Below are 26,513 nucleotides of genomic sequence, written 5' to 3'. Positions count from 1 at the left end.
GTTTGTCCGGGTTTCAGATTCACGCCTCCGGTGCCCGGCGGCGCCTCTGCCCTCCGGCGATCCGAATCCTGCTGTCCCATCGCTTGCATCCGATCCGCTGAGGCGGGAGAACCCGGCCGATGGGCACCCTTATGAGCATGACCGGCTTCGCGCGCGAGAGCGGAACGCTGCCGGATGGCACCGCCTTCGCCTGGGAACTCCGCAGCGTGAATGGCCGCGGCCTCGACCTCCGCCTGCGCCTGCCGAACGGCCAGGACGCGCTGGAACCCGCGCTGCGGGAGGCAACGGGCAAGCGCCTCCGGCGCGGCAACGTCTCCGCGACGCTGACCCTGAAGCGGGAGGAGCGACCGAAGCTTTCGGTCGATCCGGCGGCGCTGGAGCAGGCGCTGCAACTGGCCCTCGCCCTCGCCGACCGCATCCGCGGCAGCGAGGCGCCGCGGGCCGAGGCGCTGCTGGCCCTTCCCGGCGTGCTGCGGGCCGAGCAGGCCGAGCCGGACGAGGCGCAGGAGGCGGCGAAGCGCGCCGCCCTGGCGACGGCCTATGAGAAGGCGCTGGCCGGCCTCGCCGCCGCCCGGCAGGCGGAGGGGGCCAAGCTGCACGCCATCCTCTCCGGCCTGCTGGACGAGATCGCGGCGCTGCGCGAGGCCGCCGCCGCCGAGGCCGCCGGCCAGCCCGAGGCGCAGCGGGCCCGGCTGCTGGACCAGCTGGCCGCCCTGCTGGGCGAGAACGGCCATGCCCGCATCCCGCCGGAGCGCCTGGCGCAGGAGGTCGCGCTGCTCGCCCAGAAATCCGATGTGCGGGAGGAGCTGGACCGGCTGGCCGCCCATATCGAGGCGGCGCGGGCGCTGCTGGCGGCGGGCGAGGGGGCCGGCCGCAAGCTTGATTTCCTGACGCAGGAATTCGTGCGGGAGGCCAATACGCTCTGCTCCAAATCGGCCTCCGTGCCGCTGACGCGCATCGGCCTCGACCTCAAGGCGGCGATCGAGCGGCTGCGGGAGCAGGCGGCGAATGTCGAATAGCCGGCCGTCGCGGCGGGGCATCTGCCTCGTCCTCGCCGCCGCGCCGGGCGGCGGCAAGACCAGCATCTCCCGCGCCCTGCTGGAGACCGAGCCGGAACTCTCCCTCTCGGTCAGCGCCACCACCCGCGCGCCGAGGCCGGGCGAGCAGGAAGGCGTGCACTACTTCTTCCGCACACCGGCGCAATTCGCCGCCGGCGTCGCGGCGGGCGAGTTCCTGGAGCATGCCGGCTTCCTCGGCCGGTCCTATGGCACGCCGCGCGCCCCGGTGGAGCAGGCGCTGGAGAACGGGCGGGACGTGCTGTTCGACATCGAATGGCAGGGCCACCGCCAGCTCAGGCAGAGCATGCCGGCCGATGTGGTCGGCATCTTCCTCCTCCCGCCGAGCCTCAGGGAGCTGGAGCGCCGCATGCGCGGCCGTGGCCAGGATCCCGAGGAGGAGATCGCCAAGCGCATGGAGGCGGCGCGGACCGAGATGCAGCACTGGGACGAGTTCGACCATGTGCTGGTGAACGACGACTTCGCCACGACCGTCGCCGCGGTGCGCGCCATCCTGCACGCCGCCCGCACCCACCGCACGCGCCAGCCCTGGCTGGCGGGGTTCGTCGCCGGCCTGCTGCAAGGTTGAGGGGGTGCAGGCCGTCATCGGGGTGGTCGGCCCGGTCTTCGCCATCATCGGGCTCGGCTGGCTTTCGGCCTGGCGGCGGCTGATCGACCCGCCGGGCTTCGCCGGCATCAACCGCTTCGTCTTCACCTTCTGCGCGCCCGCGCTGCTGTTCCTCGGCGGCACCTCCGGCGGCGTCGCCGGCGGCCGGGCGGCGCTGGCCTTCTTCCTCGGCGCCTTCGTCATCTATGGCGGCGTGCTGCTGGCGGCCGCCTGGCGGCGCCTGCCGCTCGCCGATGCCGGGATGCTCGCCCTCGACGCCTCCTTCGGCAACACGCTGATGATGGGCCTGCCGCTCATCCTGGCGGCCTATGGGCAGGAGGGGCTGTCGGTCCTGCTCGGCATCCTCGTGCTGCATTCCATGGTGCTGCTCGGCCTCGCCACCGTGGTGGCGGAGATCGCGCTGCATGCGAAGGCGCCCTGGCGGCGGGTGCTGCGCTCAACCCTCACGGGCATGGCGCGGAACCCGATCGTGGTCGCGGTCTTCGCCGCGCTGGTCTGGCGGCTGCTCGGCCTGCCGGCGCCGTCCGGCATAGCGCGGCGGGTGATGGAGATGCTGGGCGCGGTGGCGCCCGCGGCGGCGCTGTTCTGCCTGGGCGGCAGCCTCGCCGGTTTCGATGCGCGCGCCACCTGGCGCAGCACGCTGGCGGCGACCCTGGTGAAGCTGCTGGTCATGCCGGCGGTGGTCTGGGGCATGTGCCTGGCCTTCGCGCTCCCGCCGCTCGAGACGGCGGTGGCGGTGCTGGCCGCGGCGCTGCCGACCGGCGCCAATGCCTTCCTGCTGGCGCAGCGCTACCGCCTGCGGCCGGAGAGGTCCGGCGCCACGGTGCTGGTCGGCACCGCGGCCTCCGTCCTCACCCTGGCCGTGCTGGTCACCTGGCTGGGATAGAGCGGATCGCCGGCAGGCATGAACGAACGGACGCGTCGATCTGCCTGTAAAACGAGGAGCCAGGGCGGATCGGCGCTCAGCCTTGGACGCGATCCGCCGTAGCCCAGGTGGCCGCCGGCGCGTGCATCACCCCAGCATCTGCTGGATTTCCTGCAGCATCACCAGGTGCTGCTGGATGGACATGCGGGCCAGCACGGCAATGTTCTGCGTATCCGTGCTGCGGTTGGTGTTGTCCAGATAGCCCTGCTGCGCCAGGAGCAGCGCCTGGTGCACCTGCAGCTGGCTGAGGATGTAGGCGCGGTCGAAGCCCGGGCCGGTCTGCGCCTGCAGCGTCCGCAGCACCGCCTGATGGTCGGCATCCAGCGGCACCGGCGGCGGGTCGGCAGTGTTGGTCAGCACCTGCGCCAGCGCGGTCTGCTCGGCAATCTCGAAGCCGGCGAATTGCTTCACCTTCGGATGCTGCCCGCGCTCCAGCGCGAGCTGGCTGGTCTGCTTCGCCAGCGTGCCGCCCATCAGCGTCTTCGCGATGTACTCGCTGCCCGAGAGCCAGTGGGCGGTGCCGCCCTGGGCCAGCACCATCCCTGGCGAGAGGCTGAGCGAAAGGGCCGCGAGCCCGGCCGTGCCGAGCAGGATGCCACGTCGATCCATGGTCTGGTTCCTTCCATGCGGGATTTGCCCTGGCGAGTTGCCCGGGCGCCACGCGGCACAACGGCGGCGGCGCGCGCGGGTTCAGCCGCGGTCGCGCGGCCCGCACCGGCGTTGGGAGCGGCGCATGCTCCACCTTCCCTGCCTGCGGGACCCGACGACCTGGCCGGCGCTTGCGCTCGCGCTTGGCCTTGCCGCTCTTGGCCTGCTCTTCCTGGCCTTGCCGCGCTGGGGGGCCGCGATCTTCGGCCTGCCGCCGCCGGAGGGCGAGGCGCTGGCCTATGTCGCCGTCATCGGCCTGCGTGACCTGGCCTTCGGCTTCTATCTGCTCGGCCTGCTCTGGCGCGGGGATCGCGCCGGGGCGGCGCTGGTGCTGGCGGTGACGCTGCTGATCCCGCTCGGGGACATGGCCATCCTGCTGGCCGTGCGCGGCATGGCGGCCGGCTGGCACCTGCTGCCGCATGCGGCCAGCGCCGCCGCCGTCGCCATCGCCTGGCGCATCCTGCGGCGCGGATAAACCTGCGCGGCGCGGCCCGTCCTTTGCATGGCTGCCGCGTTGCCGTGGCTCGAAAGCCGGGAAGGTTCGTGACCATGCCACAGCCGGATGCAGCGCCGCTCGACTGCCTGATCATCGGCGGCGGGCCGGCCGGCCTGACCGCCGCCGTCTATCTCGCGCGCTTCCGCCGCCGCGTGCTGGTGGTGGACAGCGGCGCGCCCCGCGCCGCCTGGATCCCGACGAGCCACAACATCCCCTTCTTCGCCGAGGGCATCGGCGGCCCCGAGATCCTGCGGCGGGACCGGGAGACGGTGGAGCGCTACGGCGTGCGGATCGAGGCCGGCACGGTCGCGCGGCTGGAGCGCGGGAAGGAGGGCTTCACCGCGGCGGTCCATGACGCCGCGGGGGGCAACCGCCTGATCCATGCGCGGCGCGTGCTGCTGGCGACCGGCGCGGTGGATGTGGAGCCGGACCTGCCGGACCTGCCGGATGCCGTCCGCCGCGGCCTGGTGCGCTACTGCCCGATCTGCGACGGCTACGAATCGCGGGAGCAGCGCATCGCCGTCATCGGCCATGGCGAACGCGGGCTGGGCGAGGCGATCTTCATCGCCCGCACCTATTCGGACGATGTCACGCTGCTGACGCTCGGCTGTCCCATGGCGCTGGACGAGGCGCAGCGCGCCTCGGTCGCCGAGCACCGGGTGAAGGTGGTGGAGCAGCCGGTGGAGGGCCTGGACGTCCGGGAAGGCCGCATCGCCGCCCTGCGGGAGGGCGGGCGGGAGCACCGTTTTGACGTGCTCTATTCCGCGCTCGGCCTTCATTACCGTTCGGAACTCGCGGTGGCGCTGGGGGCGGATCATGACGGGCGCGGCGCGCTCCGCGTGGATTCCCACAACCAGACCACGGTGAGGGGGCTCTACGCCGCCGGCGACATCGTGCGCGGGCTCGACCAGATCGTGGTGGCCATGGCGCATGCCGCGACGGCGGCGACCCACATCCACAACCGCTGCGAATTGCCGACGGAGGACGAGGCCGACAATGGCTGAGCGCCCCCGATGGCCGGAGCGCCGCAAGGCGCGGAGGACTGAATCGGCGGCGCCAACTCGCAGGCGCCCCCGATGGCCGGAGCGCCGCGGAGGGCTGGACCGGCGGCGCCGATTTGCAAGGGAACCCGGCGCCGGTCGGCCGGTTGCGCTGCGGTCCTGCCGGAGGGTGCGCGGTGAAGGCCGTTCTGTTCGATGTCGATGGCACGCTGGTCGATACGGTCGACCTGCATGCCGAGAGCTGGGTGCGGACCTTCCGCCATATCGGCCATGAGGTGCCCTTCGAGGCGGTGCGCGCCCAGATCGGCAAGGGCGGCGACCAGCTCATGCCGGTCTTCCTGCCGGAGGATGTCGTGGACAGGCGGGGCAAGGAGATGGAGGCCTTCCGCAAGGGCCTCTACATGGGCGAGCTGATCCACCGCGCCCGCCCCTTTCCCGGCGTCGCCGCGCTGTTCCGCCGCCTCCGCGCGGATGGACGGCGCATCATCCTCGCCTCCTCCGGCAAGCCGGAGGAGCTGGACCACTACAAAACACTTCTGGGCATCGAGGGGCTGGTGGATGCCGCCACCACCTCGGAGGACGCCGAACGGTCGAAGCCCTTCCCCGACATCTTCCTCGCCGCGCTGGACGGGCTGCCGGCGGACCAGGCGATCGTCGTTGGTGATTCGCCCTATGACGCGGAGGCGGCGGGCAAGGCGGGGCTGCGGACCATCGGCCTGCTCTGCGGCGGCTTCCCGGAGCAGGACCTTCGCGCCGCCGGCTGCGTCGCGCTCTACCGCGACCCGGCGGAGCTGCTGGAGCGCTACGGTGACTCACCCCTGGCGCGGGGCTGAGCGCCATGGCGGCGTGGTGGCAGGGCGCGGTGATCTACCAGGTCTATCCGCGCTCTTTCCAGGACAGCGACGGCGACGGCGTGGGCGACCTGCCCGGGATCACCGCGCGGCTCGACCACCTCGTCCATCTCGGCGTGGATGCCCTCTGGATCTCGCCCTTCTACCCCTCCCCCATGGCCGATTTCGGCTATGACGTCGCCGACCACTGCGATGTCGATCCCGTCTTCGGCAGGCTGGCGGATTTCGACCGGCTGGTCGCCGCGGCGCATGACCGGGGGCTGCGCGTCATCCTCGACTACGTGCCGAACCACACGGCGGATACGCATCCCTGGTTCGTCGCAAGCCGCGCCTCCCGCACCGGCCCGAAGCGCGACTGGTATGTCTGGCGCGACCCGGCGCCGGATGGCGGGCCGCCGAACAACTGGCTGAGCGAGTTCGGCGGCAGCGCCTGGACGCTGGATGCGGCGACCGGCCAGTATTTCTACCATGCCTACCTGCCGCAGCAGCCGGACCTGAACTGGCGCAACCCGGACGTGCAGGCAGCCATGCTGGACGTGCTCCGCTTCTGGCTGGAGCGGGGCGTGGACGGCTTCCGGGTGGATGCCATCCACCATCTGATCGAGGATGCGGCGTTCCGCGACAACCCGCCCAACCCGGACTGGCGGCCCGGCCAGTCCCCTGCCCGCCGGCTGATCCGCGCCCGCACCATGGACCAGCCGGAATTGCAGCCCGCCATCGCCGCGATGCGGCGCGTGACCGATGCCTGGCCCGGTGAGCGCCTGCTGATCGGCGAGGCCTGGCTGCCGATCGACCGGCTGATGGTCTATTACGGGGAGGGCGGCACGGGCTTCCACCTGCCCTTCAACTTCCACCTGATCACGACGCCCTGGCAGGCGGGGGCGATCGCCGAACTGATCTGCCGCTACGAGGCGGCGCTGCCCGAGGGCGCCTGGCCGAACTGGGTGCTCGGCAACCACGACCGCAGCCGCATCGTCAGCCGCATCGGGCCGGAGCAGGCCCGCATCGCCGCCATGCTGCTGCTGACGCTGCGCGGCACGCCGACACTTTATCAGGGCGAGGAGCTCGGCCTGACCGATGTGCCGATCCCGCCCGCGCTGGTGCAGGATCCCTGGGAGAAGCGCGTGCCCGGCCTTGGCCTGGGGCGGGACCCGGTGCGCACGCCCATGCCCTGGCAGGATGCGCCGCAGGCCGGCTTCACCACCGGCACGCCCTGGCTGCCGCTGGGGGAGGACCATGCCGCGCTGTCCGTCGCGGCGCAGGCGCATGACCCGCGGTCGATGCTGTCGCTCCACCGCGATCTGCTGATGCTGCGGCGGCGGGAGGGGGCGCTCTCGCTCGGGCCCATCATGGCAGTCAGGGCGGCAGGCGATGTGCTGCGCTATGAGCGGCAGGATCCGCAGGATGGCCGCCGCCTGCTGGTCGCGCTCAACCTCGGCGGCACGGCGCAGCCGCTGGAGGCGCGCGGCGCGCCGTTGCTCTCGACGCATGGCGATTACGGCAGCCCGAGCCGGCTGCGGCCGCATGAGGGGCTGGTGATCGAACTGGATTGACGCCGGCGGCGCGGATGCGTGGCCGCAGCCGGGCCAGGAGCGCCGCGCTTGCGGCCTCGGCGCGGGCCGGCGCCCGCGCTGCCGGGGTCAAGGATCGGGGCCGTTGGTACAGCCCTGGAGCTTCAGATGCTGCAGCAGCAGCACCGTCTTCGCATCCATGATCTCCCGCCGCTCCACCATCGCCCAGGCCTCGGCGAGCGGTAGTTCCAGCACCTCGATCTCCTCGCCCTCCTCCGGCAGGCCGCCGCCGGGGCCGTGGCGGCGGGAAGGATCATAGACGGCGGTGAAGAGGTGCACCTTTTCCGCCACCACACCCGGGCTGGAATAGACCACCATCACCTCCCGCAGCGCGTCCAGGCCGCAGCCCAGTTCCTGCTCCGCCTCCTCGCGGATCGTGGTCGCGGCATCCTTGCCGTTCTCGACCAGGCCGGCGCAGGCCTCGACCAGCCTGGGCCCGTCGCCGCTCAGCAGCGCCGGCAGGCGGAACTGCCGGATCAGCAGCACCGTGCCGCGATGCGGGTCGTGGGGCAGCACCGCCGCGGCCGGGCCCATGGCATAGACCTCCCGCACCAGGCTCTGCCGCCGGCCATCCTTCCGCATCTGCCGCAGCCGGTACTGCCGGAGCGGCCGCCAGCCCTCGGACAGGGTCTCCACCGCCTCGATCTCGACCTCGCTCATCGCTGCCCCTCCGCCCGTGCTGCAACGGCGCCGTCGGGCCGGCGTTCGCCCCCCGTCACACCAGTAAGGAGAGACGCGGCATGGAGCCTCGCCAGGAGACCGACGACACGGCCTCGCGCATCATCGTCTCCGGCCACCAGGTGGATGTGGGTGAAGCATTGCGCGGTCACGCGACCGAGCAGCTTGACGCGCTCGCGCAGAAATATTTCGGCGGGGCGGAGGACATCACCTGCACCTTCTCCCGCACCGGCAATGGCGGCTTCGGCTGCGCCATCCGCGTGCATAGCGGCCGCGGCCTGTATTTCGACGGAGAGGCGGAGCATGCCGTGGCGCAGGCGGCCTTCAGCCTGGCGCTGGAGCGGGTGGCGAAGCAGCTCCGCCGCCGCAAGCGGGAGCTGCGGGAGGACAAGCCGGTGAACCCGACACGGGACGGGGTGCTGTAGCGGCCCTTCTGCGCCGGCGCGCCTGGCGCCGGATCATGGCCGCTTCGCCCCGACCGGATCATGCGCCATGCTGCGGACGGATGCGCGGTCGCATCGGGCCGGCAGGCACCGGCGGAGGCGGGGCCGTCCTGCCCTGACCCGCCCAACCCCGGCCGCAGCCCGGCGTTGGCGTGCCGCGGGCAGGATACGTGCCGCCAAACAGGGGAGGGACGAGGATGGCCGACCAGCAGCATACCGGAAACGGGCAGCCGCCGGGCTTTGCCGGCCTGCCGGGGGCGGAGGCGATGCTCGCCTCCCTCGCCTCCTGGACCGCGGCGATGCCGGCGGCGCCCGCTGCGATGGCCTGGAGCGACGCGACGGTGGCCGAGACGCTGCGCCAAGCCAAGGCGCTGATCGACCGCGACCCGCTGCTGAAGGCGGTCGATTCCATGTGGAACGCCAACCCACTGCGGGAGGTGATTCCGGTGGACTGGGCGGAGGTGGCGCGCGCGCTGCGCATCGTCTGGATGCAGTCGCTGGCCGACCCCGCCGCCACCATTGCCTCCGCCACCGCGCTCGGCGCCAATGTCTGGCGGGCCGCGCTCGATGCCTGGTCCGAGGCCGGCAAGCGGTGGCTGGGCGAGGCGGCGGGGGACGGCAAGCCCGCCGCCGACAAGCGCTTCGCCGCGCCGGAATGGCAGGCAAACCCGGTGTTCCGCACCTTGAAGGAGGCCTATCTGCTCGCCTCCGACTGGTTGCTGCAGCGCGGCAAGTCGGCGCATGGGCTGGAGCCGGCCGAGCGGCAGCGGCTGGAATTCCACCTGCGGCAATTCGTCGATGCGATGAGCCCGACCCTGCTGCTGGCCAGCAACCCCGTCGCGCTGAAGCGCGCCATGGAGACGGGCGGCGCCAGCCTCGCCAGCGGCGCGCGCAACCTGGTGGAGGACCTGCAGGCCGGGCGCCTGTCCATGGTGGATGCCAATGCCTTCGCGCCCGGCCGCAACCTGGCGCTGACGCCCGGCAAGGTGGTGCACCGCAACAAGCTGGTCGAGCTGATCCAGTACAGCCCGCAGACGGAGACGGTGCATGCCCGCCCGCTGCTGATCCTGCCGCCCTGGATCAACAAGTTCTACATCATGGACATGCAGCCGAAGAACAGCCTGATCGGCTTCCTGGTGAAGCAGGGCTTCACCGTCTTCGTCGTGTCCTGGCGCAACCCCGATGCCTCGATGGAGGAGACCAGCATCGAGGACTACATGGAGCTCGGCGTGCTCGAGCCGAGCGACGTGGTGCGGGAGATCACGGGCAGCAACACGCTGAACGTCATGGGCTACTGCATCGGCGGCACGCTGCTGGCGATGGTGCTGGCCTGGCTGGCCGCCGAGGGCGACAAGCGGTTCAACGCCGTGACCTTCATGGTTTCCCTGCAGGACTTCTCGCGCGTCGGCGACACCGCGGTCTTCCTCGGCGAGGGCGCGATCGACGCGATCGAGGCGCAGATGATGCAGCGCGGCTACCTCGACAGCCGCGAGATGTCGAACATGTTCAACCTGCTGCGCTCGAACGACCTGATCTGGGCGAATGTCGTCAACAACTACCTGCTGGGCGAGAAGCCGCCGGCCTTCGACCTGCTCTACTGGAACAGCGACGGGACGCGGATGGCACGCGCGGCGCATGCCTGGTACCTGCGCAACACCTATGTCGAGAACAACCTGATGAAGCCCGGCAAGATCACGCTGAAGGGCCAGCCTCTCGACCTCGGTGCCATCAAGCAGGACATCTATGCCGTGGGGGCGGAGAAGGACCACATCGTCCCCTGGGACGCGGCCTGGCAGATCACCCGCCTCGCCGGCGGCAAGGTGCGCTACATCCTCGGCTCCTCCGGCCATATCGCAGGGATCATCAACCCGCCGGGCGGCAAGGGCAGCTACTGGACCTCGGATGAGACCGGGGCGAAGACCGCGGAGCAGTGGCGGCGCGGCGCGCAGAAGCATGATGGCAGCTGGTGGACGGACTGGGCCGCCTGGCTGGCGGAGCGCGGCGGCAAGCGGGTGAAGCCGCCCTCCATGGGCAGCGCGAAGCATCCGCCGCTGGTGGACGCGCCCGGCACCTACGTGCTGCAGAAATAGGGGGGCGCCGCCGCGCCGCCGGCGCGGCGCAAGGCTGTGGCCCCCGCGCCATCATGGAGTTGTGACGGACGTCCGGCCGCCCATCCGCGGCCGGACGGGGGAAGCTGAAGGGCGGCAGATCGCTGTCGGCTTCCTCGGAGCACCGCATGCCCACCGGCCCATCCACCGCCACCTCGCCCTATCTCCTGCCCGGCAGGCCGGGCCTGTCCTTCACCTCCCTGCTCACCGCCGGGGATGCCGTCGGAACCAGGGCGGATGGCGTGACGCCCTGGCGCATGGTCGGCGTCCCGGACGGCCTCGGCGCCCTCGACAATGGCAACGGCACCGTCACGGTGCTGATGAACCACGAGATCACCCGCAGCAGCGGCATCACGCGTGAGCATGGCGCGAAGGGCGCCTTCGTCTCGAAGCTGGTGATCGACAAGGCGACGCTCGCCGTCATCGATGCCGGGGATCTGGCCAAGACGGTCTACCAGGACAGCGACGGCGATGGCGCCTGGACCCGGGCCACCACCGCCTGGCACAAGCTCTGCTCCGGCGACCTGGCGAAGACCTCCGCCTTCCACGATGCCGCGAGTGGGCTCGGCACGACCGCCCGCCTCTGGCTGACGGGGGAGGAGACCACCCCGAACGGCCGCGCCTTCGGCTTCGTCGTCACCGGCGCCGATGCGGGCAAGGCCTATGAGCTGCCGCGGCTCGGCAATCTGGGCTTCGAGAATCTCGTCGCCAACCCGACGACCGGGCGGAAGACGGTGGTGGCCGCGACGGAGGACAACACGGCCGGCCAGGTCTACATCTATGTCGGCGACAAGCAGGCGGCCGGCAGCGTGGTGGACAAGGCCGGCCTGACCAATGGCAGGCTCTACGGCATCGTGGCGCAGGGCATCGGCCATGGCGCCGATGGTGAGGGCGCCAGGAAGGGAAAGGTCCCGCTCTCCGGCAGCTTCTCCGTCGCCGAGATCCCCGACGCCGCGAGGAAATCGGGCAGCCGGATCGAGGCGGCCAGCGACCGGGCCGGTGTGACCGAGTGGTGGCGCCCGGAGGATGCCGCCTGGGACCGGCTGGATGGCAACCGCCTCTACTTCGCCACCTCCGCCAGCAATGCCGGCCCGTCGCGCCTCTGGGCGCTCGACTTCGTCGATGCCGCCAGGCCGCAGCTCGGCGGCCGCTTCACCGCGCTGCTCGACGGCAGCGAAGGGCAGCGAATGTTCGACAACATGACGGTCGATGCCCATGGCCGCGTCTGGCTGCAGGAGGATCCCGGCGCCAGCTCCCGGCTCGGCCGGATCTGGGTCTATGACCCGGGCTCCGACCGCGCCTTCGAGGTCGCGCGGCACGACCCGGCGCGCTTCGCCACCGGCGGGCGCGGCTTCCTGACGCAGGACGAGGAATCCTCCGGCATCATCGATGTCTCCGCGATCTTCGGGGGTGGCGGCACCCAGGCCTTCCTGCTCGACAGCCAGGCGCATGTCCGCTTCGGAAAGAGCGGCAGCGCGGCGCGGACGGAGGTGGTGGAGGGCGGCCAGCTCCTGCTCATGACGGTGCGGAACCGGGCAAGCAGCGGTGACGACCTGCGTCTCGGCGGCCCTGGTAGCGAGGTCCTGCAAGGGCTCGGCGGCCGCGACACGCTGGCCGGCGGGCCGGGGAGGGATACGCTCGATGGCGGCCCTGGGGATGACCTGCTGCTGGGCGGCGCCGGCGCGGATCACCTGCTCGGCGGCAAGGGGAATGACGTGCTGGAGGGCCATGCCGGCGCGGACCGGCTGGAGGGTGGCGAGGGCGATGACCGGCTGGTGGGGGGCGCCGGGGCGGACCGCATCACGGGCGGTGCGGGGCGCGACACCATCGTGATCCGCAAGTCGGATCTGGCCGGGCTCAAGCCGGGGGAGGTGGACCAGATCACCGGCTTCGAGGGCGCGGGCAATGGCGCGGCGGGCGGCGACGTGCTGCGCTTCGAGGGTTTTTCCGGCCATGCGACCTTCACGCATCTCCGCGAGATGGGCCCCGCAGGGGACCACCTCTACGAGCTGGTGGATGGGGCCATCTCGGCCAGGATCATCCTGCAGCATGCGGGCAGCGCGGCCCTTGTCGCGGGGGATTACGTCTTCTCCTGATGCATGCGGCGGGGCGCGGAGGCGCCGCGGCGGTCGGGCGGCTTGCCGGAAGCTTTGCTGGATTGTGCGACATTATTTCACATACACGTCATGCTGTGACCGAACACGCAACAGTTATGCTTTGCTGACAATCGCGCCCATTATTCTGCCTGCGTCAAGTTCGATCGGGTCCTGGGTCATGTCCTTGAAGTACATGGCAAATACAGCGTGAGCATATTTGCTGCAGGCACTGGTTCGAGGCGCCCCTGCCATTGGCACCATGGATGAAGACTTGGCGGCGCGGTCGTCTCCCGCGCGAGATTTCGAAGGATGGGCACCGAATTCGGGCAAGGAGGATTGCGTGACATCGTCCACGGTGCTCTGCGTCGTCGGGACGCGGCCGGAAGCCATCAAGATGGCGCCGATCGTGCACGCGCTCCGGCGCCGGCGGGGTCTGGAGGTGCGACTGCTGCTCACCGGCCAGCATCGCGACCTGCTCGACCAGGCGCTGGCCTCCTTCGGGCTGCGCGGCGATATCGACCTCGACCTGATGCGGGAGAACCAGAGCCTCTCCGGCCTGGTGGCGCGGATCCTGGACGGAATTGACCCTCTGCTGGAACGGTCGCCGCCGGCCCTGGTGCTGGCGCAGGGCGATACCAGCACGGTGATGGCCACCGCCATCGCCTGCTTCCACCGCCGTATCCCCTTCGGCCATGTCGAGGCCGGGCTGCGCACCGGCGACCTGCAGCACCCCTTCCCGGAGGAGTTCAACCGCATTGTCGCCGGCCGCGCCGCGACGCTGAATTTCGCCCCGACCGAGGGCGCGCGGCGTGCCCTGCTGCGGGAGGGCGTGGCGCCGGAGACCGTCCATGTCACCGGCAATACCGTGATCGACGCGCTGCTGGAGGTGGCGCGCGGCAGGCCGGCCCTGCCGCCCGGCCTGCCGCGCCAGGGCAGGCTGGTGCTGATGACGCTGCACCGGCGGGAGAGCTTCGGCCCGCCGGCCGAGCAGGTGCTCTCGGCCGTGCGCCGCCTCTGCGCCGCCTTCCCGGACCTGCATGTGCTCTACCCCGTGCATCCCAACCCGAATGTGCGGGACCTGGCACATGCCGTGCTCGGCGGCCATCCGCAGGTCACTCTGACCGAGCCGCTCGGCTACCCCGCGCTGGTCGCCGCCATGCAGCGCTGCACCCTGGTGCTGACCGACAGCGGCGGGCTGCAGGAGGAAGCGCCGGCGCTCGGCAAGCCCGTGCTGGTGCTGCGCGACGTCACCGAGCGGCCGGAGGCGGTCGAACTCGGCGTCGCCCGGCTGGTCGGCACCGACCCGGACCGCATCCTGGCGGAGGCTGGGACGCTGCTCACCTCCCCCGCCGCCTATGCCGCCATGGCCAAGGGTGTCTCCCCCTATGGGGATGGCCGTGCGTCGGAGCGGATCGCGACGCTGGTCGCCGCCGCCATCCGACCGCATCGCGCAACCCGCCGCCCGGCCGCGCCGCACGCTGCCCTGGCCCAGCCCCCGATGCCCCTGCCCCTTGCCGATGGAGCCCCCGCCCAATGAGCCAGGCCCTGGCCACCCGGTTCGACAACCTCCAGGACCTCTGCGTCGCCCGGCTGCGTGACTGCGTCGATCCGCGCACCGGCCGCTTCGGCCGGCAGATCCGGGATGGCGCCTGGGCCTCGACGCTCGGGACGGAAAGCCTCACCAGCTCCGCGATCTGCCTGATCGGGCTGAGCCGTGCCGGCATCCCGGCGCGCGCGGTGGTGGCCGACCCGGTCGCGCTGTGCCGCCACCTCGCCGCCCGGGTGCGGGAGGAGCGCTATCCCGGCGGCCTCGGCCTGGTGCTCTGGGCCAACAGCGCTCTGCGCGCCGCCCCGCCCCTTGCCCTGCTGGGGGAGGCAGGGTTCGACCCTGCCGAGCTGGCGCTGGTGGCGCGGAACCTGACCACCATGGAGGTGGCCTGGCTGGTCAGCGGCCTGCTGCATGCCGGCCTGCCCAGCCTGCGCCCCGCCTGCATCGCCGCGCTGCAGGAGCTGGAGAGCCGGCTGGACCGGAACACGCTGGTCTTCCGCCACGCCGGCCCTGCCGCACCCCCGCAGCACCGGATCCGGGCCCGCATCGCCAATTTCGCCGACCAGGTCTACCCGCTGCAGGCCCTCGCCTTCGCCGCCATCGCGCTGGGGGACGAGGCGCGGCGCGTGCTGGCCGATCGCTGCGGCACCCATCTGGTGGAGGCGCAGGGGCCGCTCGGCCAGTGGTGGTGGCACCACGACGCCCGGACCGGCAAGGTGGTGGAGGGCTACCCCGTCTATTCCGTGCACCAGCACAGCATGGCGCCGATGGCGCTGCGCGCCCTGGCCGTGGCCGGCGGGCGCAACCACGCCGCGGCGGCGGCCAGCAGCCGCGCCTGGTTGCAGGCGAATGAGCTGGGGATCGACATGGTGGAGCCGAGCTCCGGCATCATCTGGCGCAGCGTGGAGCGGGAGGAGGGTGCGCTTGCCCACCGCCTGCGGCATGCGCGCATGCTGCTCGGCCTGCCGGCCGCCGGGCCGTCGCAGCCGCGCTTCCGGCTGAACCGCGAGATCCGGCCCTATGAATGGGGCTGGCTGCTCTATGCCTCCGCCATCGAGGGCGGGCCCGCCCCCGCCGGGCATATCGTCTAGCGGCCGCCGCCATGCCGATGCCGGCCCGTCCCCCTGCCGTCCGCCTGCTGGATTGCGGCATCGACCCGATGTCCCAGCAGGAGGTTCTGCATTGGTGCCTGGAGAGCGCACGCAGCAGCCCGCGCGCGCGCATCCTGCTGACCGCCAATGCCTCCCACCTCGTCGCCATGCAGGACGACCCGGCGCTGCAGCAGGCGGCGGAGGCGGCCGATCTGGTGACGCCGGACGGCATGTCCCTGGTCTGGGCGGCGCGGCTGCTCGGCGCCCGGATGCCGGAACGGGTGACGGGTATCGACCTGCTGGAGGCGCTGCTGGAACGCGCGCCGGAGCAGGGGTTGCGCGTCTTCCTGCTGGGCGCGAAGCCGGCGGTGATCGAGACCTTCGTGGCGCAATGCCGGCAGCGCTATCCGGGGCTTGCGATTGCCGGCTGGCGGGACGGGTATTTCGGCCCGGAGCAGCATGAGGAGGTGGCGCGGCAGATCGCCGCATCGCGCGCCGACATGCTCTTCGTCGCCATGCCATCACCCTTCAAGGATATCTGGTGCGAGCGCTACCGCGACGCATTCGGGGTGAAGCTCATCATGGGCGTGGGCGGCGCCTTCGACGTGCTGGCGGGCATGGTGCCGCGCGCGCCGCGCTGGATGCAGGCGGCCGGGCTGGAATGGGCCTGGCGGCTGTGGCTGGAGCCGCGGCGGCTGTGGAAACGCTATCTGGTGGGGAACAGCCGCTTCCTGTGGCTGGTGGCGCGGGAGAGGCTGCGGCGGCAGCAGCAGCCGGTGGTGCAGGGATAGCGACAGCCGCTCTCCCGCCACCCACCTTGCTGGCGGAGGAGGTGCCGCGGCGGAACCGGCGCTGGCCGGCAGGCGCAGCGCGCGCGGCTTCTACACTTCCCGGGAGCGGGTGCGGGGCTGGGAGCCTCCGCCAGGGCGGAGCGGCATCCGCCCGCAATGACGGATCAGGGACGGGTCACGCTCCGCGCCATGCCTGAACCCTGCCATCGGGCCGGCCGGCCGTGCGGCAGCCTCAGCGTGATACCGCGCCGGTCTGGGCGTTCACCCGCACTTCCACCGGGGTGCCGCTCTGCTCGGCGCGCAGGCGGATCATGTCGCCCTCCCGGCCGAGTTCCTGCACCGAGGTGTAGCCGCGCTGCAGCAGCAGGCTCCGCGCCTGGCTTTCGGTCAGTGGCGGCTGCTCCCGCGGCAGGCCGGTCAGCGCGTCTAGGGTGATGTCCGGCACCTTCTCGCCATAGCGGATCGCGTCCGTCACCCTGTAGGTGTCGCCCTCACGCTCCAGCCCGCCCATCTCGGTATAGCCGCGGGCGCGCAGCACGGTACGCACCTGGTCGGGCGTGAGCCAGGCCGGGTCCGCGCGTTCCTGCTGCGGCTGCGCCTGGGTCTGTGCCGCGACCGGGCCGCCAAGCAGCGCGGCCAGCAGAAGGGTGGCAGTGATCTGGACAAGCGGCATGGCACGGCCCCTGAATCTCTCGCCGCCGGGCGGGCGATGCCGGGTTAACCGTGCCCGGCGGGGATGGTTCACCGGGCCAAGGGTAAGGGCTGCGCGGGCTGAGCGGCCGCACGAGTGCGTCAACCTCCGTGCGAGGCAAGATCATCCGCGCGGCGGGACACTGATCCGCCGCCGGCACGGCAGGCCGGGCGCCCCTGGGTGCCGCAGCGAAGCATCCATGCGGGAGAACCCGACGCCCGGGGCCGCATGGATGCGCGGTTTTCCATCAATCGGCATAGGCCCCGGCCGCCTGGATGATCGGGCGCCAGCGCGCCACCTCCTCCAGGATGAAGCGGCGGTGGAACCCGATGGTCTGACGCTCCTCGGAAGGCACCTCGGTCAGCAGGTCGGCATAGCGCTGGCGCAGCCGCTCCTCCTGCAGCGTCGCGCGGAGCGCGGCCGAGATCTTCTCCTGGATCGGCTCCGGCGTGCCGGCCGGGGCGTAGAGGCCGTGCCAGGTGCTCATCGCGATCGCGGGGAAGCCGGCCTCCGCCGTGGTCGGGACACTGGGCAGGCCGGGCAGCCTCTCCGGGCTGCTGACTCCCCAGGCCTCCACCCGCCGGTCGCGGATATAGGGGACGGTGTTGGTTGCCTGGTCGCAGAGGATGTCGATGCGCCCGGCCATCAGCTCCGTGATCGCCGGGGCGGTGCCGCGGAACACCACGATGGTGGCGCGGTTGCCGGCCGCCTGCTGCACCAGCAGGGCGCAGAGATTGGCGGCGGAGCCGAGGCCGGCGGTCGCCATGTTCAGCGCATCGCCCTGGGTCTTCAGCGCGCCCATGACGCCGGCCAGGTTCTCGGCCGGGAAGCCGGGGCGCGTGACGATCGTCATCGCCGCATCCGACACCAGGCCGAGCGGCGCGAAGCTGCCCGGCACGTCATAGGGCAGCTTGCGGTAGAGCGTGGCGCTGGCGGCCATGCCGATATTGTTGATCAGCAGCGTGTAGCCGTCCGGCCGCGCCTGCGCCACGCGCTGCGGCCCGACGAGGGAGCCGCCGATGCTCTCGACCACCACCGGCTGGCCCATATGCCGGCCCATATTGTCGGCGACGATGCGGGTGATGGTGTCGGTCGGCCCCCCCGCCGCGCCGGCGGCGATGATGGTGACGGGGCGGCTGGGATAGTCGCCGGCACCCTGGGCGCGCGCGATGGCAGGCGCGGCGAGGATGAGGGGGGCGGCGAGCAGATGGCGGCGCGTCGGGCGCATTCCTGGTTCCTCCCGTTCGGTTCGTTCTTTCCTGTCCGGCATCGGGGAGGCGCGGGCGCCCCCCGTCATGCCCGGGCTCCGGCCCGGGCCAGGCGCGGCACACGGCCGGTCCTGCGGCGGGGCGCCGGTCCGCGCCCCGGCGCCTCAGTTCAGCCGGAGATCCTTGATGTGCCGCGGGTCGGGCTGCAGCTCACCACGCTCCACCCGCTTCACGATCTCGGTCAGCGCGGCATTGGCGGGGGTGGCGAGGCCGATCTCCTTCGCCTTGTCCACGATGAAGCCATTGAGAAATTCGATTTCCGTGCGGCGGCCCTTCACCATGTCCTGGCCCATGGAGGGACGGTGCGCGCCGCCGCCGGGTTTGCTGGCCTCCTGGATGCGGTGCTCGTCATAGGCGCGCCTCGCCGCCGGGTCGCCCTCCCCGGCGCGGGCGATCAGCTCCGGGTCCATGTGGTGGATCTCTTCCAGGGCATAGCCGAGTGCCTGGCCGGTCCGGATGGCCTCGGACCCCAGCCGCGCGGTGAAGTGGCGCAGGGTGTCGTCCAGCAGGATCTCCCGGCTGATCAGCCCGGTGCTGGCGGACATGCCGTTGCCCATGGCGTTGATGACGAGCTTCGACCAGCGCTCGCCCCAGAGATTGCCGGTGGTCAGCGCGCTATCGGCCGTGCCCACCAGCCGCGTCACCTCCTTCGCCCGTTCGGTAGGGCGGCCATGCACCTCGCCGACCCGGAAGACGGTATGCGCCGCCCCGCCCTTGCCGGCATTGCGATGGACATGGCCCGGGGTCATCAGCTCGACCGTGATGGAGGAGGCGATGGCGCCCAGCGTCCGCCCCCAGCCGACGACGGAGGCGATGGTCTCCTCGTTCATGCAATTCTGCAGGGAGACACAGTAGCCGCCCGGCGCCAGATACTGCTTCACCATCATGGTGGCCCAGGCCGTGTCATAGGCCTTCACGCAGATGAAGGCGATGTCGAAGGGCTTCTCCTTCGAGACCTGCTGCAGCTCCGTCAGATGGATCGCCTTCGCCGGCACGGTGAATTCGGGCACGTCCTTCAGATGGGTGATGCGCAGGCCCTTCGTCCGCATGGCCTCGACATGCTCGGGCCACATATCGACGAAGGTCACATCCTCCCCGGCCCGGACCATATGTGCGCCGGCATAGCCGCCGACCGCGCCGGCGCCGATGATGGCGATGCGATTGCCCATCCCAGGCTCCCCCCTCTCCTGCTCGTTGCGGGCAGTCTGCGCCGGGCGGGCCGGGGGGCAAAGCCCCTTGCCGCACGCTCGTTACAGAACATATAGTGAACTCACCGGAAGCACACCCATGGAATTGCGCCGCAAGCTCGAAATCCTCGCCGATGCCGCGAAATACGACGCCTCCTGCGCCTCTTCCGGTACGGAGAAGCGGGACTCCCGGAAGGGCGGGATCGGCAGCACCGAGGGCATGGGGATCTGCCATGCCTATGCGCCGGATGGCCGCTGCATCTCCCTGCTGAAGGTGCTGCTAACCAATGCCTGCGTCTTCGACTGCGCCTATTGCATCAACCGCGCCAGTTCCAACGTGCCGCGGGCGCGGTTCACGGTGCAGGAGCTGGTGGACCTCACCCTGCATTTCTACCGGCGCAACTACATCGAGGGGCTGTTCCTCTCCTCCGGCATCATCCGCTCCCCCGACTACACCATGGAGCAGATCGTGGAGGTGGCCCGCCAGTTGCGGGAGGAGCACGGCTTCCAGGGCTATATCCACCTGAAGACCATCCCGGACGCGGCGCCGGAATTGCTGGCGACCGCCGGGCGGTATGCCGACCGGCTCTCGATCAATGTCGAGCTGCCGCAGGAGCAGAGCCTGAAGGCCCTGGCGCCGGAGAAGGACGCGCCCGGCATCCGCCGCGCCATGGCCCGCATGCGCGAACGCATCGACGCGGCGAAGGAGGCGAAGCGGGAGGAGCGCCGCGCCGCCGCGCCGCGCTTCGCGCCGGCGGGGCAGAGCACCCAGATGATCATCGGCGCCGACGCGGCGGATGACCGCGCGGTGCTCGGCACCACGGCCAATCTCTATGCCAGCTACGGGCTGCGGCGCGTCTACTACTCGGCCTATTCGCCCATTCCCGATGCGTCCTCCCTGCTGCCGCCGCAGGCGCCGCCGCTGGTGCGGGAGCACCGCCTGTACCAGGCCGACTGGCTGCTCCGGTTCTACGGCTTCGAGCTTGAGGAGATCCTGGCGGGCGGGGAGGGCGGCATGCTCGATCCCGGCATCGATCCCAAGCTGGCCTGGGCGCTGAAGCACCGGGAGCGCTTCCCGGTGGACGTCAACCGGGCGCCACGGGAGATGCTGCTGCGGGTGCCCGGGCTCGGGGCGAAGACGGTGGACCGGCTGCTCTCCGCTCGCCGGCACCGCAGCATCCGCAGCGACGACCTGGCGCGGCTGAGGCTGCCGCTGGCCAAGCTGCTGCCCTTCCTGGTGACGGCGGACCACCGGCCGCGCGGCGGCCTGCTCGACCGCAGCGACCTGCGCCGGATCATCGCACCGCAGACGGGCTTCGCCGCGCTGGCGAAGCCGCAGCAACTGGCGCTGCTGTGAGCGCTGCCGCAGGCGCAGGGGAGGCAGGGATGAGCGACGGCATCGGCATCCTCCTTCCCGGACCCGCGGATTTCGGCGCCTGGCGGCAGCAGGCACGGCGGCTGCTGGCGGCGGAAGTGCCGCCGGAGCATGTCGAGTGGCGCGTCGCGGGCGAGCTGCCCGGCCTCTTCGGCGGCGGCGCGCCACCGCCCGCCACTGCGGCGCCCGCCACGGCCAGCGTGCCGCGCGCCTTCCTGGAACTGGCGGAGATTGCCATCCGCCATCGGGGCCGGGAGCGCTTCGCCCTGCTCTACCGCCTGCTCTGGCGCCTCACGCATGGCGAAAACGGGCTGATGCAGATGGCGACCGATCCGGATGTCCTCCGCCTCCATGCCATGGCGAAGGCGGTGCGGCGGGATGCGCACAAGCTGCACGCCTTCCTGCGCTTCCGCTGCGTCGAGACCGATGACGGCCCACGCTACGTCGCCTGGTTCGAGCCGGAGCACCACATCCTGGAGGCCGAGACCGGCTTCTTCCTCCGCCGCTTCGCCGGGCTGCGCTGGTCCATCCTGACCCCGGAGGCGAGCGCGCATTGGGATGGCGAGAGCTTACGCATGGGCGCCGGTGGCACGCGCGCCGAGGCACCGCCCGAGGACGCGCATGAGGAACTCTGGCGCGCCTACTACCGCAGCATCTTCAACCCCGCCCGGCTGAAGCCGGCCGCGATGCGGGCCGAAATGCCGGTGAAATACTGGAAGAACCTGCCGGAGGCGCGGGAGATTCCCCGGCTGATGGCGGAGGCGCCGCGGCGCGTCGCCGAGATGGTGGAACGGGGTGCCACCCCTCCGGCGCCCCGCCGCCAGAGCAGCCTGCATGTCCCGGCGCAGCCGATCGCAGCTTCGGACGTTGCGGAGGGCATGCCCGCCGACCTGTTCAGCCAGACCGAAGACCGCCCCGCCGCCCTTGCCGCCCTGAAGGCCGAGCTGGCGCGGCGCAACGACCTGCCGCCCTGGACCGGGGCGGCGACCCAGATGGTCTTCGGCGAGGGGCCGCCCGGCGCGCCCCTGCTCTTCGTCGGCGAGCAGCCGGGGGATGAGGAGGATATCGCCGGCCGGCCCTTCGTCGGGCCGGCGGGGCGGCTGTTCGACCGCGCGGCGGTGGAGGCGGGGATCGACCGGCCGGCCACCTATGTCACCAATGCGGTGAAGCATTTCAAGTTCAAGCCGACCGGGCGGCGGCGGCTGCACCAGAGCCCGGATGCCGGCGACATCGCCTATTACCGCCCCTTCCTGAAGCGGGAGATCGAGATCGTCGCACCGCAGCTGGTGGTTTCGCTGGGGGCCACCGCGCTCAGGGCGCTGACGGGCAAGCCGCTGGCCATCACCAAGGTGCGGGGGGAGCTGATCGAGACGCCGGACGGGTTGCGGGTCTTCCCGACCGTCCACCCCTCCTACCTGCTGCGCCTGCCGGACCCCGAGAGCAAGGAGCGGGAATATGCCCGCTTCGTCGCCGACCTGAAGGCCGCGAAGCGCGAGGTGAGCTGACTCATATCTGAGGCATGTCATGCCTCGGACGCCGGCGGCCCTCCGGGCCTTGGCTTCGCGGCACTGCCGCCGGCGCAGGAGGGAGGCGGCGCCTCCCTCGCACGGTCAGAGCGGCGCGAGCCTCGCCCTGGGATCATGGCGGCCGACCCGCGCCAGCAGGTACTCCACTTCCTGGACGGCCTTCGCGCTCAGTGCGCTGCCCGGCTTGCGCTGCGCGTCGGAGGCGATGATGCCGCGCCGCCGGAGCACATGCTTGCGCACCGCAAGGCCGATGCCCGGCTGCAGTTCGTAGCGGATCAGCGGCAGGTGGGCGTCGAAGAGGTCATGCGCCGCATCGCGCTCACCGGCTGCCGAGAGCCGCACGAGATCCACCAGCATGTCCGGGAAGGCATAGCCGGTCATGGCGCCGTCGGCGCCGCGCTCCATCTCGAAATCCAGGAAGATGCCGCCATTGCCGCAGAGGATGCTGATGCGGCGCATCGAGCCCTCCGCCTGGAAGCCGCGCAGCGCCGAGATCTTCTCGAGGCCCGGCCAGTCCTCATGCTTCAGCATGACGCAGGACGGGCATTCGGCGATAATGCGGCGGATGATGCCGGGCGTCATCTGCACCTGGAAAAGCTGCGGGTAGTCCTGCAGCACCCAGGGGATGTCCTCCCCGATCGCCTCCACCGCCTGGCGAAAATAGGCGGCCACGGCATCATCGGTGCGGAGGCTGGGGGGCGGGGCGATCATCACGCCGGCCGCGCCGGCCTCCATCACGCCGCGCGCCAGCGCACGCATGGCGGCGAAGCCGGGGGCGGTGACACCGACGATGACGTTCGCCCTGGCGGCGCGGCGGATGATGCGCTTCGAGAGGTCGAGCGCCTCCGCCTGGTCGAGCTTCGGCGCCTCCCCCATCACGCCGAGGATGGTCATGCCGTCGCAGCCGGCCTCCAGGAAGGCGTCGGTCATGCGGTCGGTGCTGGCCTCGTCGATCCGGCCATCCGCGTGGAAGGGGGTGGGGGCGATGACATAGACGCCCCGGGCGGTTTCATCGAGCGGCATCGGCGTTCTCCCAAGGGAAGCGGCGGGCCGCGCCCGCGCCGCCTCGCCCCGCCGGCTAACACGGCCGGGGCGGTCGCGCCAGCGAGGCGGCGGCGCGCCATGGCCTGCGCCGCAGGGCCGCGACGGAGCGGAACTCCCTCATGGCTTCAGGTGTGGTCGCGCTGTCGGCCGCGATGATGGCCAGGGCGTCGGCCAAGGATACAGGGCGCGCCGGCGGCCGCGCCCATGGCTCCGGCCGGGATCGCCCGCCCGATCGGAACAGTCGGCATAGGCCGGGGATTCCTGGCGGGTGCTCCGGCTCCGCGCCCCGCCCTACCCTGCGCGGACCTTGGCGGCCGGTCCGGCCCGCCCGTCCTCCCGCTGCGGGTGACGGCGCGGCGGCGACCACCCGCCGCCCTTCGGAGGACACCGCATGCCCCTCGCCTGCCGCCCGGTGGAAGGACGCTGCGCGCGCCGCGACCGCGTGTGGGACCTGATGCGCAGGCACCGGCGCGCAATGCGCGGCAAGGCGGCGGGCGCCGCCACCCTGCTCCCGCCAGATGCCGATCATGGCCTGGCCGTGAAGAAGCAGGTCTTCGCCGGCGCGCTGAAACGGGCGAACGCATGGCTCGAGGCGCGGCGGGTCGCGGAGCGGAAGGCGAGCAACCCGGCGCACCTGCGGCAGGCGGCATCCCGGCGCCCCGATGCCGGCGCCCGCCCGCGGCCTGGCCCCAGGCCGCGCCCGGCCATCCACGGCGCCTGCACCGGCAGGGCCTCGCCGCCCGACCGCAATGCCCAGACCAGGCACGACGCATGAAGGGGCCCGGGACCAGGGAGCGCGGCCGGATGGCGAAGACATCCCCCGAACCGCGCGAGCGCGTGCTGGTCGACCTCGCGCTGCAGGGGGGCGGCGCACATGGCGCCTTCACCTGGGGCGTGCTCGATCGGCTGCTGGAGGAGGAGTGGCTGGAGGTCGAGGGCATCTCCGGCACCTCCGCCGGCGCGATGAACGCCGCGGTGATGGCCAGCGGCTATGCCAAGGGCGGCGCGCCGGCGGCGCGCGAGGCACTGGAGGCGTTCTGGAAGCGCGTCTCGGCCGCCGCCACCTTCAGCCCCTTCCAGCGCGGCCCGGTGGACCGCATGCTCGGTCGCTGGACGCTCGACAACTCGCCGGCCTTCCTGATGATGGACCTGCTGGCGCGCGTCATCTCGCCCTACGATGTACCGAGCTTCGGCGGCAACCCGCTCGAGCAGGTGCTGCGGGGGAGCGTGGACTTCGATGCGCTGGCCGAAGGGCCGATCAAGGTCTTCGTCACCGCGACCAATGTCCGCACCGGCCGCGGCCGCATCTTCCGCAAGGGCGACATCACGCCGGCGGCGCTGCTCGCCTCCGCCTGCCTGCCCCAGCTGTTCCAGGCGGTGGAGATCGACGGCGAACCCTACTGGGATGGCGGCTTCGCCGGCAACCCGACGCTGGTGCCACTGATCACCGAGCTGGTCTCGGACGACACCATCCTGGTTCCGATCAACCCGATCGAGCGGCTTGGCACGCCGCGCAGCGCGCGCGACATCCTCGACCGGGTGAACGAGATCTCCTTCAACGCCGTCGCGCTGAAGGAGCTGAAGATGCTTGCCCTGCTGCGCAAGGTCGCCGATCCCGGCAATACCGAGGGTGCGTCCTGGGCGCGCATGCGCATGCATGTCGTGCGCAACCAGGTCATGGTCGGCCTTGGCTACTCCTCCAAGCTGAATGCGGAATGGACCTTCCTCTCGATGCTGCGCGAGGAGGGGCGGCGCGCCGCGCAGGACTTCCTGGATGCGCACGGCGCGGACATAGGCCGCCGTTCCTCGCTCGACCTCGATCGCCTGCTGGAGGGTGTCTGAGGCCATGGGCCTGTTCGGCATCCTGCTCGGCCTCGGCCTGCTCGTCTGGCTGGCCTATCGCGGCTGGTCGGTGCTGCTGCTGGCGCCCGCCGCGGCGCTGGTCGCGGCCGGCCTCGCGGGGGAACCGCTGCTGGCGCACTGGACGCAGACCTTCATGGGCGCGGCGGCGCGCTTCGTCGCGCAGTTCTTCCCGCTCTTCCTGCTCGGCGCGCTGTTCGGCAAGCTGATGGAGGACAGCGGCGCGGTGGACGCGATCGCCGGCTTCATGACCGACCGGCTGGGGCCACAGCGCGCGGTGTTGGCCGTGGTGCTGGCCGGCGCCATCGTCACCTATGGCGGCGTCAGTCTCTTCGTCGCCTATTTCGTGCTGGCGCCCATGGCGATGGCGCTGTTCCGCGCGGCCGACATCCCCCGCCGGCTGATGCCGGCGGCGATCGCGGTGGGCAGTTCCACCTTCACCATGTCCGCCCTGCCGGGCACGCCTGCCATCCCCAACACCATCCCCATGCCCTTCTTCGGCACCACGCCCTTCGCCGCGCCGGGCCTCGGCATCGTCGCCTCAGCCGTCATGCTGGGGATCGGCCTGTGGTGGCTGCGGCGGGCGGAGGCACTGGCGCGGCGCCGCGGCGAGGGCTTCGGCGAGGACCGGCCCGGCGCCGCGCATGCCGCCGCGGACGACCCGCTGGTGCGCGAGCGCGCGGTGACGGCACGCGAGTTCGACCCGGCCGAGATTCATCGCAGCGAGTCTGCCCCGCCGCCGCCCATCGGCGCCGCCGCGCTGCCGCTGGCGGTGGTGGTGGCGGTGAACCTGCTGATGACCTTCGCCGTGCTGCCCGCGATGGATGCCGAATTCCTGGATGAGCCGCGCTGGGGCGGCATCACGCTCTCGGCCGTCGCAGGCGTCTGGGCGGTGGCAACGGCGCTGGCCGCCGCCACCCTGGTGCTGGTGGCGACCAACGGCCGCCGCCTGCCCTCGCTGCGCGCCTCCATGGATGCAGGCGCCAATGCCTCCGTCCTGCCGGTGTTCAGCGTCGCCAGCCTGGTCGGCTTCGGCGCCGTCGTCGCAGCCCTGCCAGCCTTCGCGGCGGTGCGCGACTGGGTGCTCGGCATCGGCGGCGGGCCGCTCGTCTCGCTCGCGGTGGCGACCAACATCCTCGCGGCGCTGACCGGCTCCGCCTCCGGCGGGCTGACCATCGCGCTGGAGGCGCTCGGGCCCACCTACATGGCGCTGGCGGCGGAGCAGGGCATCGATCCCGGGCTGCTGCACCGCATCGCGGTGATCGGCGCCGGCACGCTGGACATCCTGCCGCACAACGGCGCGGTGATCACGCTGCTGGCGGTCTGCGGCTGCACGCACAAGGAAAGCTATTTCGATATCGTCGTGGTGGCGATCGTCAGCTCCATCACGGCGCTGCTCACGATCATCCTGCTCGGCAGCCTGGTGGGGTCCTTCTGAGCGACCGTGTTGCGGGTCAAGCGGCACGCCATGGCTGTTGGGTCCTGACGATGGCGTTGAGGATGCCGAGCAGTTTTCGCATGCAGGCGACGAGGGCGACCTTCTTGGGTCGGCCTCGGGCGGTAAGTTGCTGGAAGTGGCGTTGGATGGTGGGGTTCCAGCGGGTGGCGGCCAGGGTTGCCATGAAGAGGAC

At 71.7% G+C, this 26,513-nt stretch carries 25 protein-coding genes and 1 pseudogene; 18 read left to right on the top strand and 8 right to left on the bottom strand.

What is annotated here, in order from left to right; translation table 11 throughout:
* Positions 1 to 119 precede the first annotated feature (119 nt).
* The 3 genes from LHA35_RS16050 to LHA35_RS28975 are packed head-to-tail and all read left to right on the top strand — an operon-like array spanning position 120 to position 2,569.
* Positions 120 to 1,019, top strand: a complete 900-nt coding sequence (locus LHA35_RS16050; RefSeq protein WP_226609719.1) for a YicC/YloC family endoribonuclease — start codon at positions 120 to 122, stop codon at positions 1,017 to 1,019.
* Positions 1,009 to 1,644, top strand: a complete 636-nt coding sequence (gene gmk / locus LHA35_RS16045; protein ID WP_226609717.1) for a guanylate kinase — start codon at positions 1,009 to 1,011, stop codon at positions 1,642 to 1,644. The genes LHA35_RS16050 and gmk overlap by 11 nt, the downstream gene beginning before the upstream one ends.
* A 4-nt stretch (positions 1,645 to 1,648) precedes the next feature.
* The gene (locus LHA35_RS28975) at positions 1,649 to 2,569 is read left to right on the top strand and encodes an AEC family transporter (RefSeq protein ID WP_226609715.1); all 921 of its coding nucleotides are present in this window, start codon (positions 1,649 to 1,651) and stop codon (positions 2,567 to 2,569) included.
* A gap of 126 nt (positions 2,570 to 2,695) precedes the next feature.
* On the opposite strand, the gene LHA35_RS16035 is transcribed toward LHA35_RS28975, so the two are convergent.
* Entirely contained in the window at positions 2,696 to 3,217 is a 522-nt protein-coding gene (locus tag LHA35_RS16035; RefSeq protein ID WP_226609712.1) for a DUF4142 domain-containing protein, read from the bottom strand.
* Positions 3,218 to 3,341: 124 nt separating this feature from the next.
* Here LHA35_RS16035 and LHA35_RS16030 point away from each other — a divergent pair, with 124 nt between their 5' ends.
* From LHA35_RS16030 to LHA35_RS16015, 4 genes are all read left to right on the top strand, one after another.
* Positions 3,342 to 3,731 carry a DUF4267 domain-containing protein gene (locus LHA35_RS16030; RefSeq protein WP_226609710.1) on the top strand — a complete coding sequence of 130 codons (390 nt, stop codon included), beginning with the start codon at positions 3,342 to 3,344 and terminating at the stop codon, positions 3,729 to 3,731.
* A 74-nt stretch (positions 3,732 to 3,805) separates the two neighbouring features.
* A complete protein-coding gene (locus LHA35_RS16025; RefSeq protein WP_226609707.1) occupies positions 3,806 to 4,756 on the top strand; it encodes an NAD(P)/FAD-dependent oxidoreductase in 951 nt (316 codons plus the stop codon).
* A gap of 173 nt (positions 4,757 to 4,929) precedes the next feature.
* Positions 4,930 to 5,586 (top strand): HAD family hydrolase, encoded by a 657-nt coding sequence (locus LHA35_RS16020; RefSeq protein WP_226609704.1) that lies wholly within the window; start codon positions 4,930 to 4,932, stop codon positions 5,584 to 5,586.
* A 5-nt stretch (positions 5,587 to 5,591) separates the two neighbouring features.
* Positions 5,592 to 7,157 carry an alpha-amylase family glycosyl hydrolase gene (locus tag LHA35_RS16015; protein ID WP_226609702.1) on the top strand — a complete coding sequence of 522 codons (1,566 nt, stop codon included), beginning with the start codon at positions 5,592 to 5,594 and terminating at the stop codon, positions 7,155 to 7,157.
* 87 nt (positions 7,158 to 7,244) lie between these two features.
* On the opposite strand, the gene LHA35_RS16010 is transcribed toward LHA35_RS16015, so the two are convergent.
* Positions 7,245 to 7,835, bottom strand: coding sequence for an NUDIX domain-containing protein (locus LHA35_RS16010; RefSeq protein WP_226609698.1), 591 nt, complete (start codon positions 7,833 to 7,835; stop codon positions 7,245 to 7,247).
* Positions 7,836 to 7,915: 80 nt separating this feature from the next.
* On the opposite strand from LHA35_RS16010, the gene LHA35_RS16005 reads away from it, so the two are divergent.
* The 3 genes from LHA35_RS16005 to LHA35_RS28890 all read left to right on the top strand — a co-directional run bounded on the left by LHA35_RS16005 (position 7,916) and on the right by LHA35_RS28890 (position 12,500).
* Positions 7,916 to 8,278, top strand: coding sequence for an HPF/RaiA family ribosome-associated protein (locus LHA35_RS16005; RefSeq protein WP_226609696.1), 363 nt, complete (start codon positions 7,916 to 7,918; stop codon positions 8,276 to 8,278).
* A 215-nt stretch (positions 8,279 to 8,493) separates the two neighbouring features.
* Entirely contained in the window at positions 8,494 to 10,386 is a 1,893-nt protein-coding gene (locus tag LHA35_RS16000) for a PHA/PHB synthase family protein (protein WP_226609694.1), read from the top strand.
* Between the two features lie 146 nt (positions 10,387 to 10,532).
* Complete coding sequence (locus LHA35_RS28890; protein ID WP_274707809.1) at positions 10,533 to 12,500, top strand: hypothetical protein; 1,968 nt, start codon at positions 10,533 to 10,535, stop codon at positions 12,498 to 12,500.
* Between the two features lie 114 nt (positions 12,501 to 12,614).
* Here LHA35_RS28890 and LHA35_RS15990 read toward each other — a convergent pair whose 3' ends face one another.
* The gene (locus LHA35_RS15990; RefSeq protein ID WP_226609692.1) at positions 12,615 to 12,854 is read right to left on the bottom strand and encodes a hypothetical protein; all 240 of its coding nucleotides are present in this window, start codon (positions 12,852 to 12,854) and stop codon (positions 12,615 to 12,617) included.
* Between LHA35_RS15990 and wecB the strand changes: the two genes are divergently transcribed.
* Genes wecB through LHA35_RS15975 form a run of 3 tightly spaced genes read left to right on the top strand, consistent with a single transcriptional unit; the run spans position 12,841 to position 15,931 of the window.
* The gene (gene wecB, locus LHA35_RS15985) at positions 12,841 to 14,037 is read left to right on the top strand and encodes a non-hydrolyzing UDP-N-acetylglucosamine 2-epimerase (RefSeq protein WP_226609689.1); all 1,197 of its coding nucleotides are present in this window, start codon (positions 12,841 to 12,843) and stop codon (positions 14,035 to 14,037) included. The two genes, LHA35_RS15990 and wecB, sit on opposite strands and share 14 nt — an antisense overlap.
* Positions 14,034 to 15,140, top strand: a complete 1,107-nt coding sequence (locus LHA35_RS15980) for a hypothetical protein (RefSeq protein ID WP_226609687.1) — start codon at positions 14,034 to 14,036, stop codon at positions 15,138 to 15,140. The genes wecB and LHA35_RS15980 overlap by 4 nt, the downstream gene beginning before the upstream one ends.
* A gap of 11 nt (positions 15,141 to 15,151) precedes the next feature.
* Positions 15,152 to 15,931 carry a WecB/TagA/CpsF family glycosyltransferase gene (locus tag LHA35_RS15975; protein WP_226609685.1) on the top strand — a complete coding sequence of 260 codons (780 nt, stop codon included), beginning with the start codon at positions 15,152 to 15,154 and terminating at the stop codon, positions 15,929 to 15,931.
* Positions 15,932 to 16,163: 232 nt separating this feature from the next.
* Here LHA35_RS15975 and LHA35_RS15970 read toward each other — a convergent pair whose 3' ends face one another.
* The 3 genes from LHA35_RS15970 to LHA35_RS15960 form a co-directional block, all read right to left on the bottom strand.
* A complete protein-coding gene (locus LHA35_RS15970; protein WP_226609683.1) occupies positions 16,164 to 16,604 on the bottom strand; it encodes a hypothetical protein in 441 nt (146 codons plus the stop codon).
* A gap of 265 nt (positions 16,605 to 16,869) precedes the next feature.
* Complete coding sequence (locus tag LHA35_RS15965) at positions 16,870 to 17,850, bottom strand: tripartite tricarboxylate transporter substrate-binding protein (protein ID WP_226609681.1); 981 nt, start codon at positions 17,848 to 17,850, stop codon at positions 16,870 to 16,872.
* Positions 17,851 to 17,994: 144 nt separating this feature from the next.
* Entirely contained in the window at positions 17,995 to 19,059 is a 1,065-nt protein-coding gene (locus tag LHA35_RS15960; protein WP_226609679.1) for a ketopantoate reductase family protein, read from the bottom strand.
* A gap of 118 nt (positions 19,060 to 19,177) precedes the next feature.
* Here LHA35_RS15960 and LHA35_RS15955 point away from each other — a divergent pair, with 118 nt between their 5' ends.
* Together LHA35_RS15955 and LHA35_RS15950 are read left to right on the top strand one after the other, a co-directional pair.
* The gene (locus LHA35_RS15955; protein ID WP_226609676.1) at positions 19,178 to 20,434 is read left to right on the top strand and encodes a putative DNA modification/repair radical SAM protein; all 1,257 of its coding nucleotides are present in this window, start codon (positions 19,178 to 19,180) and stop codon (positions 20,432 to 20,434) included.
* Between the two features lie 29 nt (positions 20,435 to 20,463).
* Entirely contained in the window at positions 20,464 to 21,957 is a 1,494-nt protein-coding gene (locus tag LHA35_RS15950) for a UdgX family uracil-DNA binding protein (RefSeq protein ID WP_226609674.1), read from the top strand.
* Between the two features lie 105 nt (positions 21,958 to 22,062).
* On the opposite strand, the gene LHA35_RS15945 is transcribed toward LHA35_RS15950, so the two are convergent.
* Positions 22,063 to 23,001, bottom strand: coding sequence for a dihydrodipicolinate synthase family protein (locus LHA35_RS15945; protein ID WP_226609672.1), 939 nt, complete (start codon positions 22,999 to 23,001; stop codon positions 22,063 to 22,065).
* Between the two features lie 412 nt (positions 23,002 to 23,413).
* Between LHA35_RS15945 and LHA35_RS15940 the strand changes: the two genes are divergently transcribed.
* From LHA35_RS15940 to LHA35_RS15930, 3 genes are read left to right on the top strand one after another with little or no spacing between them, the layout of a single operon-like run.
* Positions 23,414 to 23,797, top strand: coding sequence for a hypothetical protein (locus tag LHA35_RS15940; protein ID WP_226609670.1), 384 nt, complete (start codon positions 23,414 to 23,416; stop codon positions 23,795 to 23,797).
* Between the two features lie 29 nt (positions 23,798 to 23,826).
* Positions 23,827 to 24,864, top strand: a complete 1,038-nt coding sequence (locus LHA35_RS15935) for a patatin-like phospholipase family protein (RefSeq protein ID WP_226609669.1) — start codon at positions 23,827 to 23,829, stop codon at positions 24,862 to 24,864.
* A complete protein-coding gene (locus LHA35_RS15930; protein ID WP_338050896.1) occupies positions 24,857 to 26,320 on the top strand; it encodes a GntP family permease in 1,464 nt (487 codons plus the stop codon). Before LHA35_RS15935 ends, LHA35_RS15930 begins: the two co-directional genes overlap by 8 nt.
* A gap of 16 nt (positions 26,321 to 26,336) precedes the next feature.
* On the opposite strand, the pseudogene LHA35_RS15925 reads toward LHA35_RS15930, so the two are convergent.
* Positions 26,337 to 26,513, bottom strand: a pseudogene (locus tag LHA35_RS15925) (IS110 family transposase); the annotation flags it as partial.

The sequence above is a fragment of the Roseicella aerolata genome (genome assembly GCF_020523605.1).
GTDB lineage: Bacteria > Pseudomonadota > Alphaproteobacteria > Acetobacterales > Acetobacteraceae > Paracraurococcus > Paracraurococcus aerolatus.
The sequence above is the reverse complement of the archived record's forward strand: the minus strand, read 5'-3'. Positions and strand labels throughout refer to the sequence as shown.

What these genes read in the sequence shown, in the direction of transcription:
- LHA35_RS16050 (WP_226609719.1), top strand. Translation starts at nt 120, where the DNA reads ATGGGCACCCTTATGAGCATGACCGGCTTCGCGCGCGAGAGCGGAACG.
- gmk (WP_226609717.1), top strand. Translation starts at nt 1,009, where the DNA reads ATGTCGAATAGCCGGCCGTCGCGGCGGGGCATCTGCCTCGTCCTCGCC.
- LHA35_RS16035 (WP_226609712.1), bottom strand. Translation starts at nt 3,217, where the DNA reads ATGGATCGACGTGGCATCCTGCTCGGCACGGCCGGGCTCGCGGCCCTT.
- LHA35_RS16030 (WP_226609710.1), top strand. Translation starts at nt 3,342, where the DNA reads ATGCTCCACCTTCCCTGCCTGCGGGACCCGACGACCTGGCCGGCGCTT.
- LHA35_RS16025 (WP_226609707.1), top strand. Translation starts at nt 3,806, where the DNA reads ATGCCACAGCCGGATGCAGCGCCGCTCGACTGCCTGATCATCGGCGGC.
- LHA35_RS16015 (WP_226609702.1), top strand. Translation starts at nt 5,592, where the DNA reads ATGGCGGCGTGGTGGCAGGGCGCGGTGATCTACCAGGTCTATCCGCGC.
- LHA35_RS16010 (WP_226609698.1), bottom strand. Translation starts at nt 7,835, where the DNA reads ATGAGCGAGGTCGAGATCGAGGCGGTGGAGACCCTGTCCGAGGGCTGG.
- LHA35_RS16005 (WP_226609696.1), top strand. Translation starts at nt 7,916, where the DNA reads ATGGAGCCTCGCCAGGAGACCGACGACACGGCCTCGCGCATCATCGTC.
- LHA35_RS16000 (WP_226609694.1), top strand. Translation starts at nt 8,494, where the DNA reads ATGGCCGACCAGCAGCATACCGGAAACGGGCAGCCGCCGGGCTTTGCC.
- LHA35_RS28890 (WP_274707809.1), top strand. Translation starts at nt 10,533, where the DNA reads ATGCCCACCGGCCCATCCACCGCCACCTCGCCCTATCTCCTGCCCGGC.
- LHA35_RS15980 (WP_226609687.1), top strand. Translation starts at nt 14,034, where the DNA reads ATGAGCCAGGCCCTGGCCACCCGGTTCGACAACCTCCAGGACCTCTGC.
- LHA35_RS15975 (WP_226609685.1), top strand. Translation starts at nt 15,152, where the DNA reads ATGCCGATGCCGGCCCGTCCCCCTGCCGTCCGCCTGCTGGATTGCGGC.
- LHA35_RS15970 (WP_226609683.1), bottom strand. Translation starts at nt 16,604, where the DNA reads ATGCCGCTTGTCCAGATCACTGCCACCCTTCTGCTGGCCGCGCTGCTT.
- LHA35_RS15965 (WP_226609681.1), bottom strand. Translation starts at nt 17,850, where the DNA reads ATGCGCCCGACGCGCCGCCATCTGCTCGCCGCCCCCCTCATCCTCGCC.
- LHA35_RS15960 (WP_226609679.1), bottom strand. Translation starts at nt 19,059, where the DNA reads ATGGGCAATCGCATCGCCATCATCGGCGCCGGCGCGGTCGGCGGCTAT.
- LHA35_RS15955 (WP_226609676.1), top strand. Translation starts at nt 19,178, where the DNA reads ATGGAATTGCGCCGCAAGCTCGAAATCCTCGCCGATGCCGCGAAATAC.
- LHA35_RS15950 (WP_226609674.1), top strand. Translation starts at nt 20,464, where the DNA reads ATGAGCGACGGCATCGGCATCCTCCTTCCCGGACCCGCGGATTTCGGC.
- LHA35_RS15945 (WP_226609672.1), bottom strand. Translation starts at nt 23,001, where the DNA reads ATGCCGCTCGATGAAACCGCCCGGGGCGTCTATGTCATCGCCCCCACC.
- LHA35_RS15940 (WP_226609670.1), top strand. Translation starts at nt 23,414, where the DNA reads ATGCCCCTCGCCTGCCGCCCGGTGGAAGGACGCTGCGCGCGCCGCGAC.
- LHA35_RS15935 (WP_226609669.1), top strand. Translation starts at nt 23,827, where the DNA reads ATGGCGAAGACATCCCCCGAACCGCGCGAGCGCGTGCTGGTCGACCTC.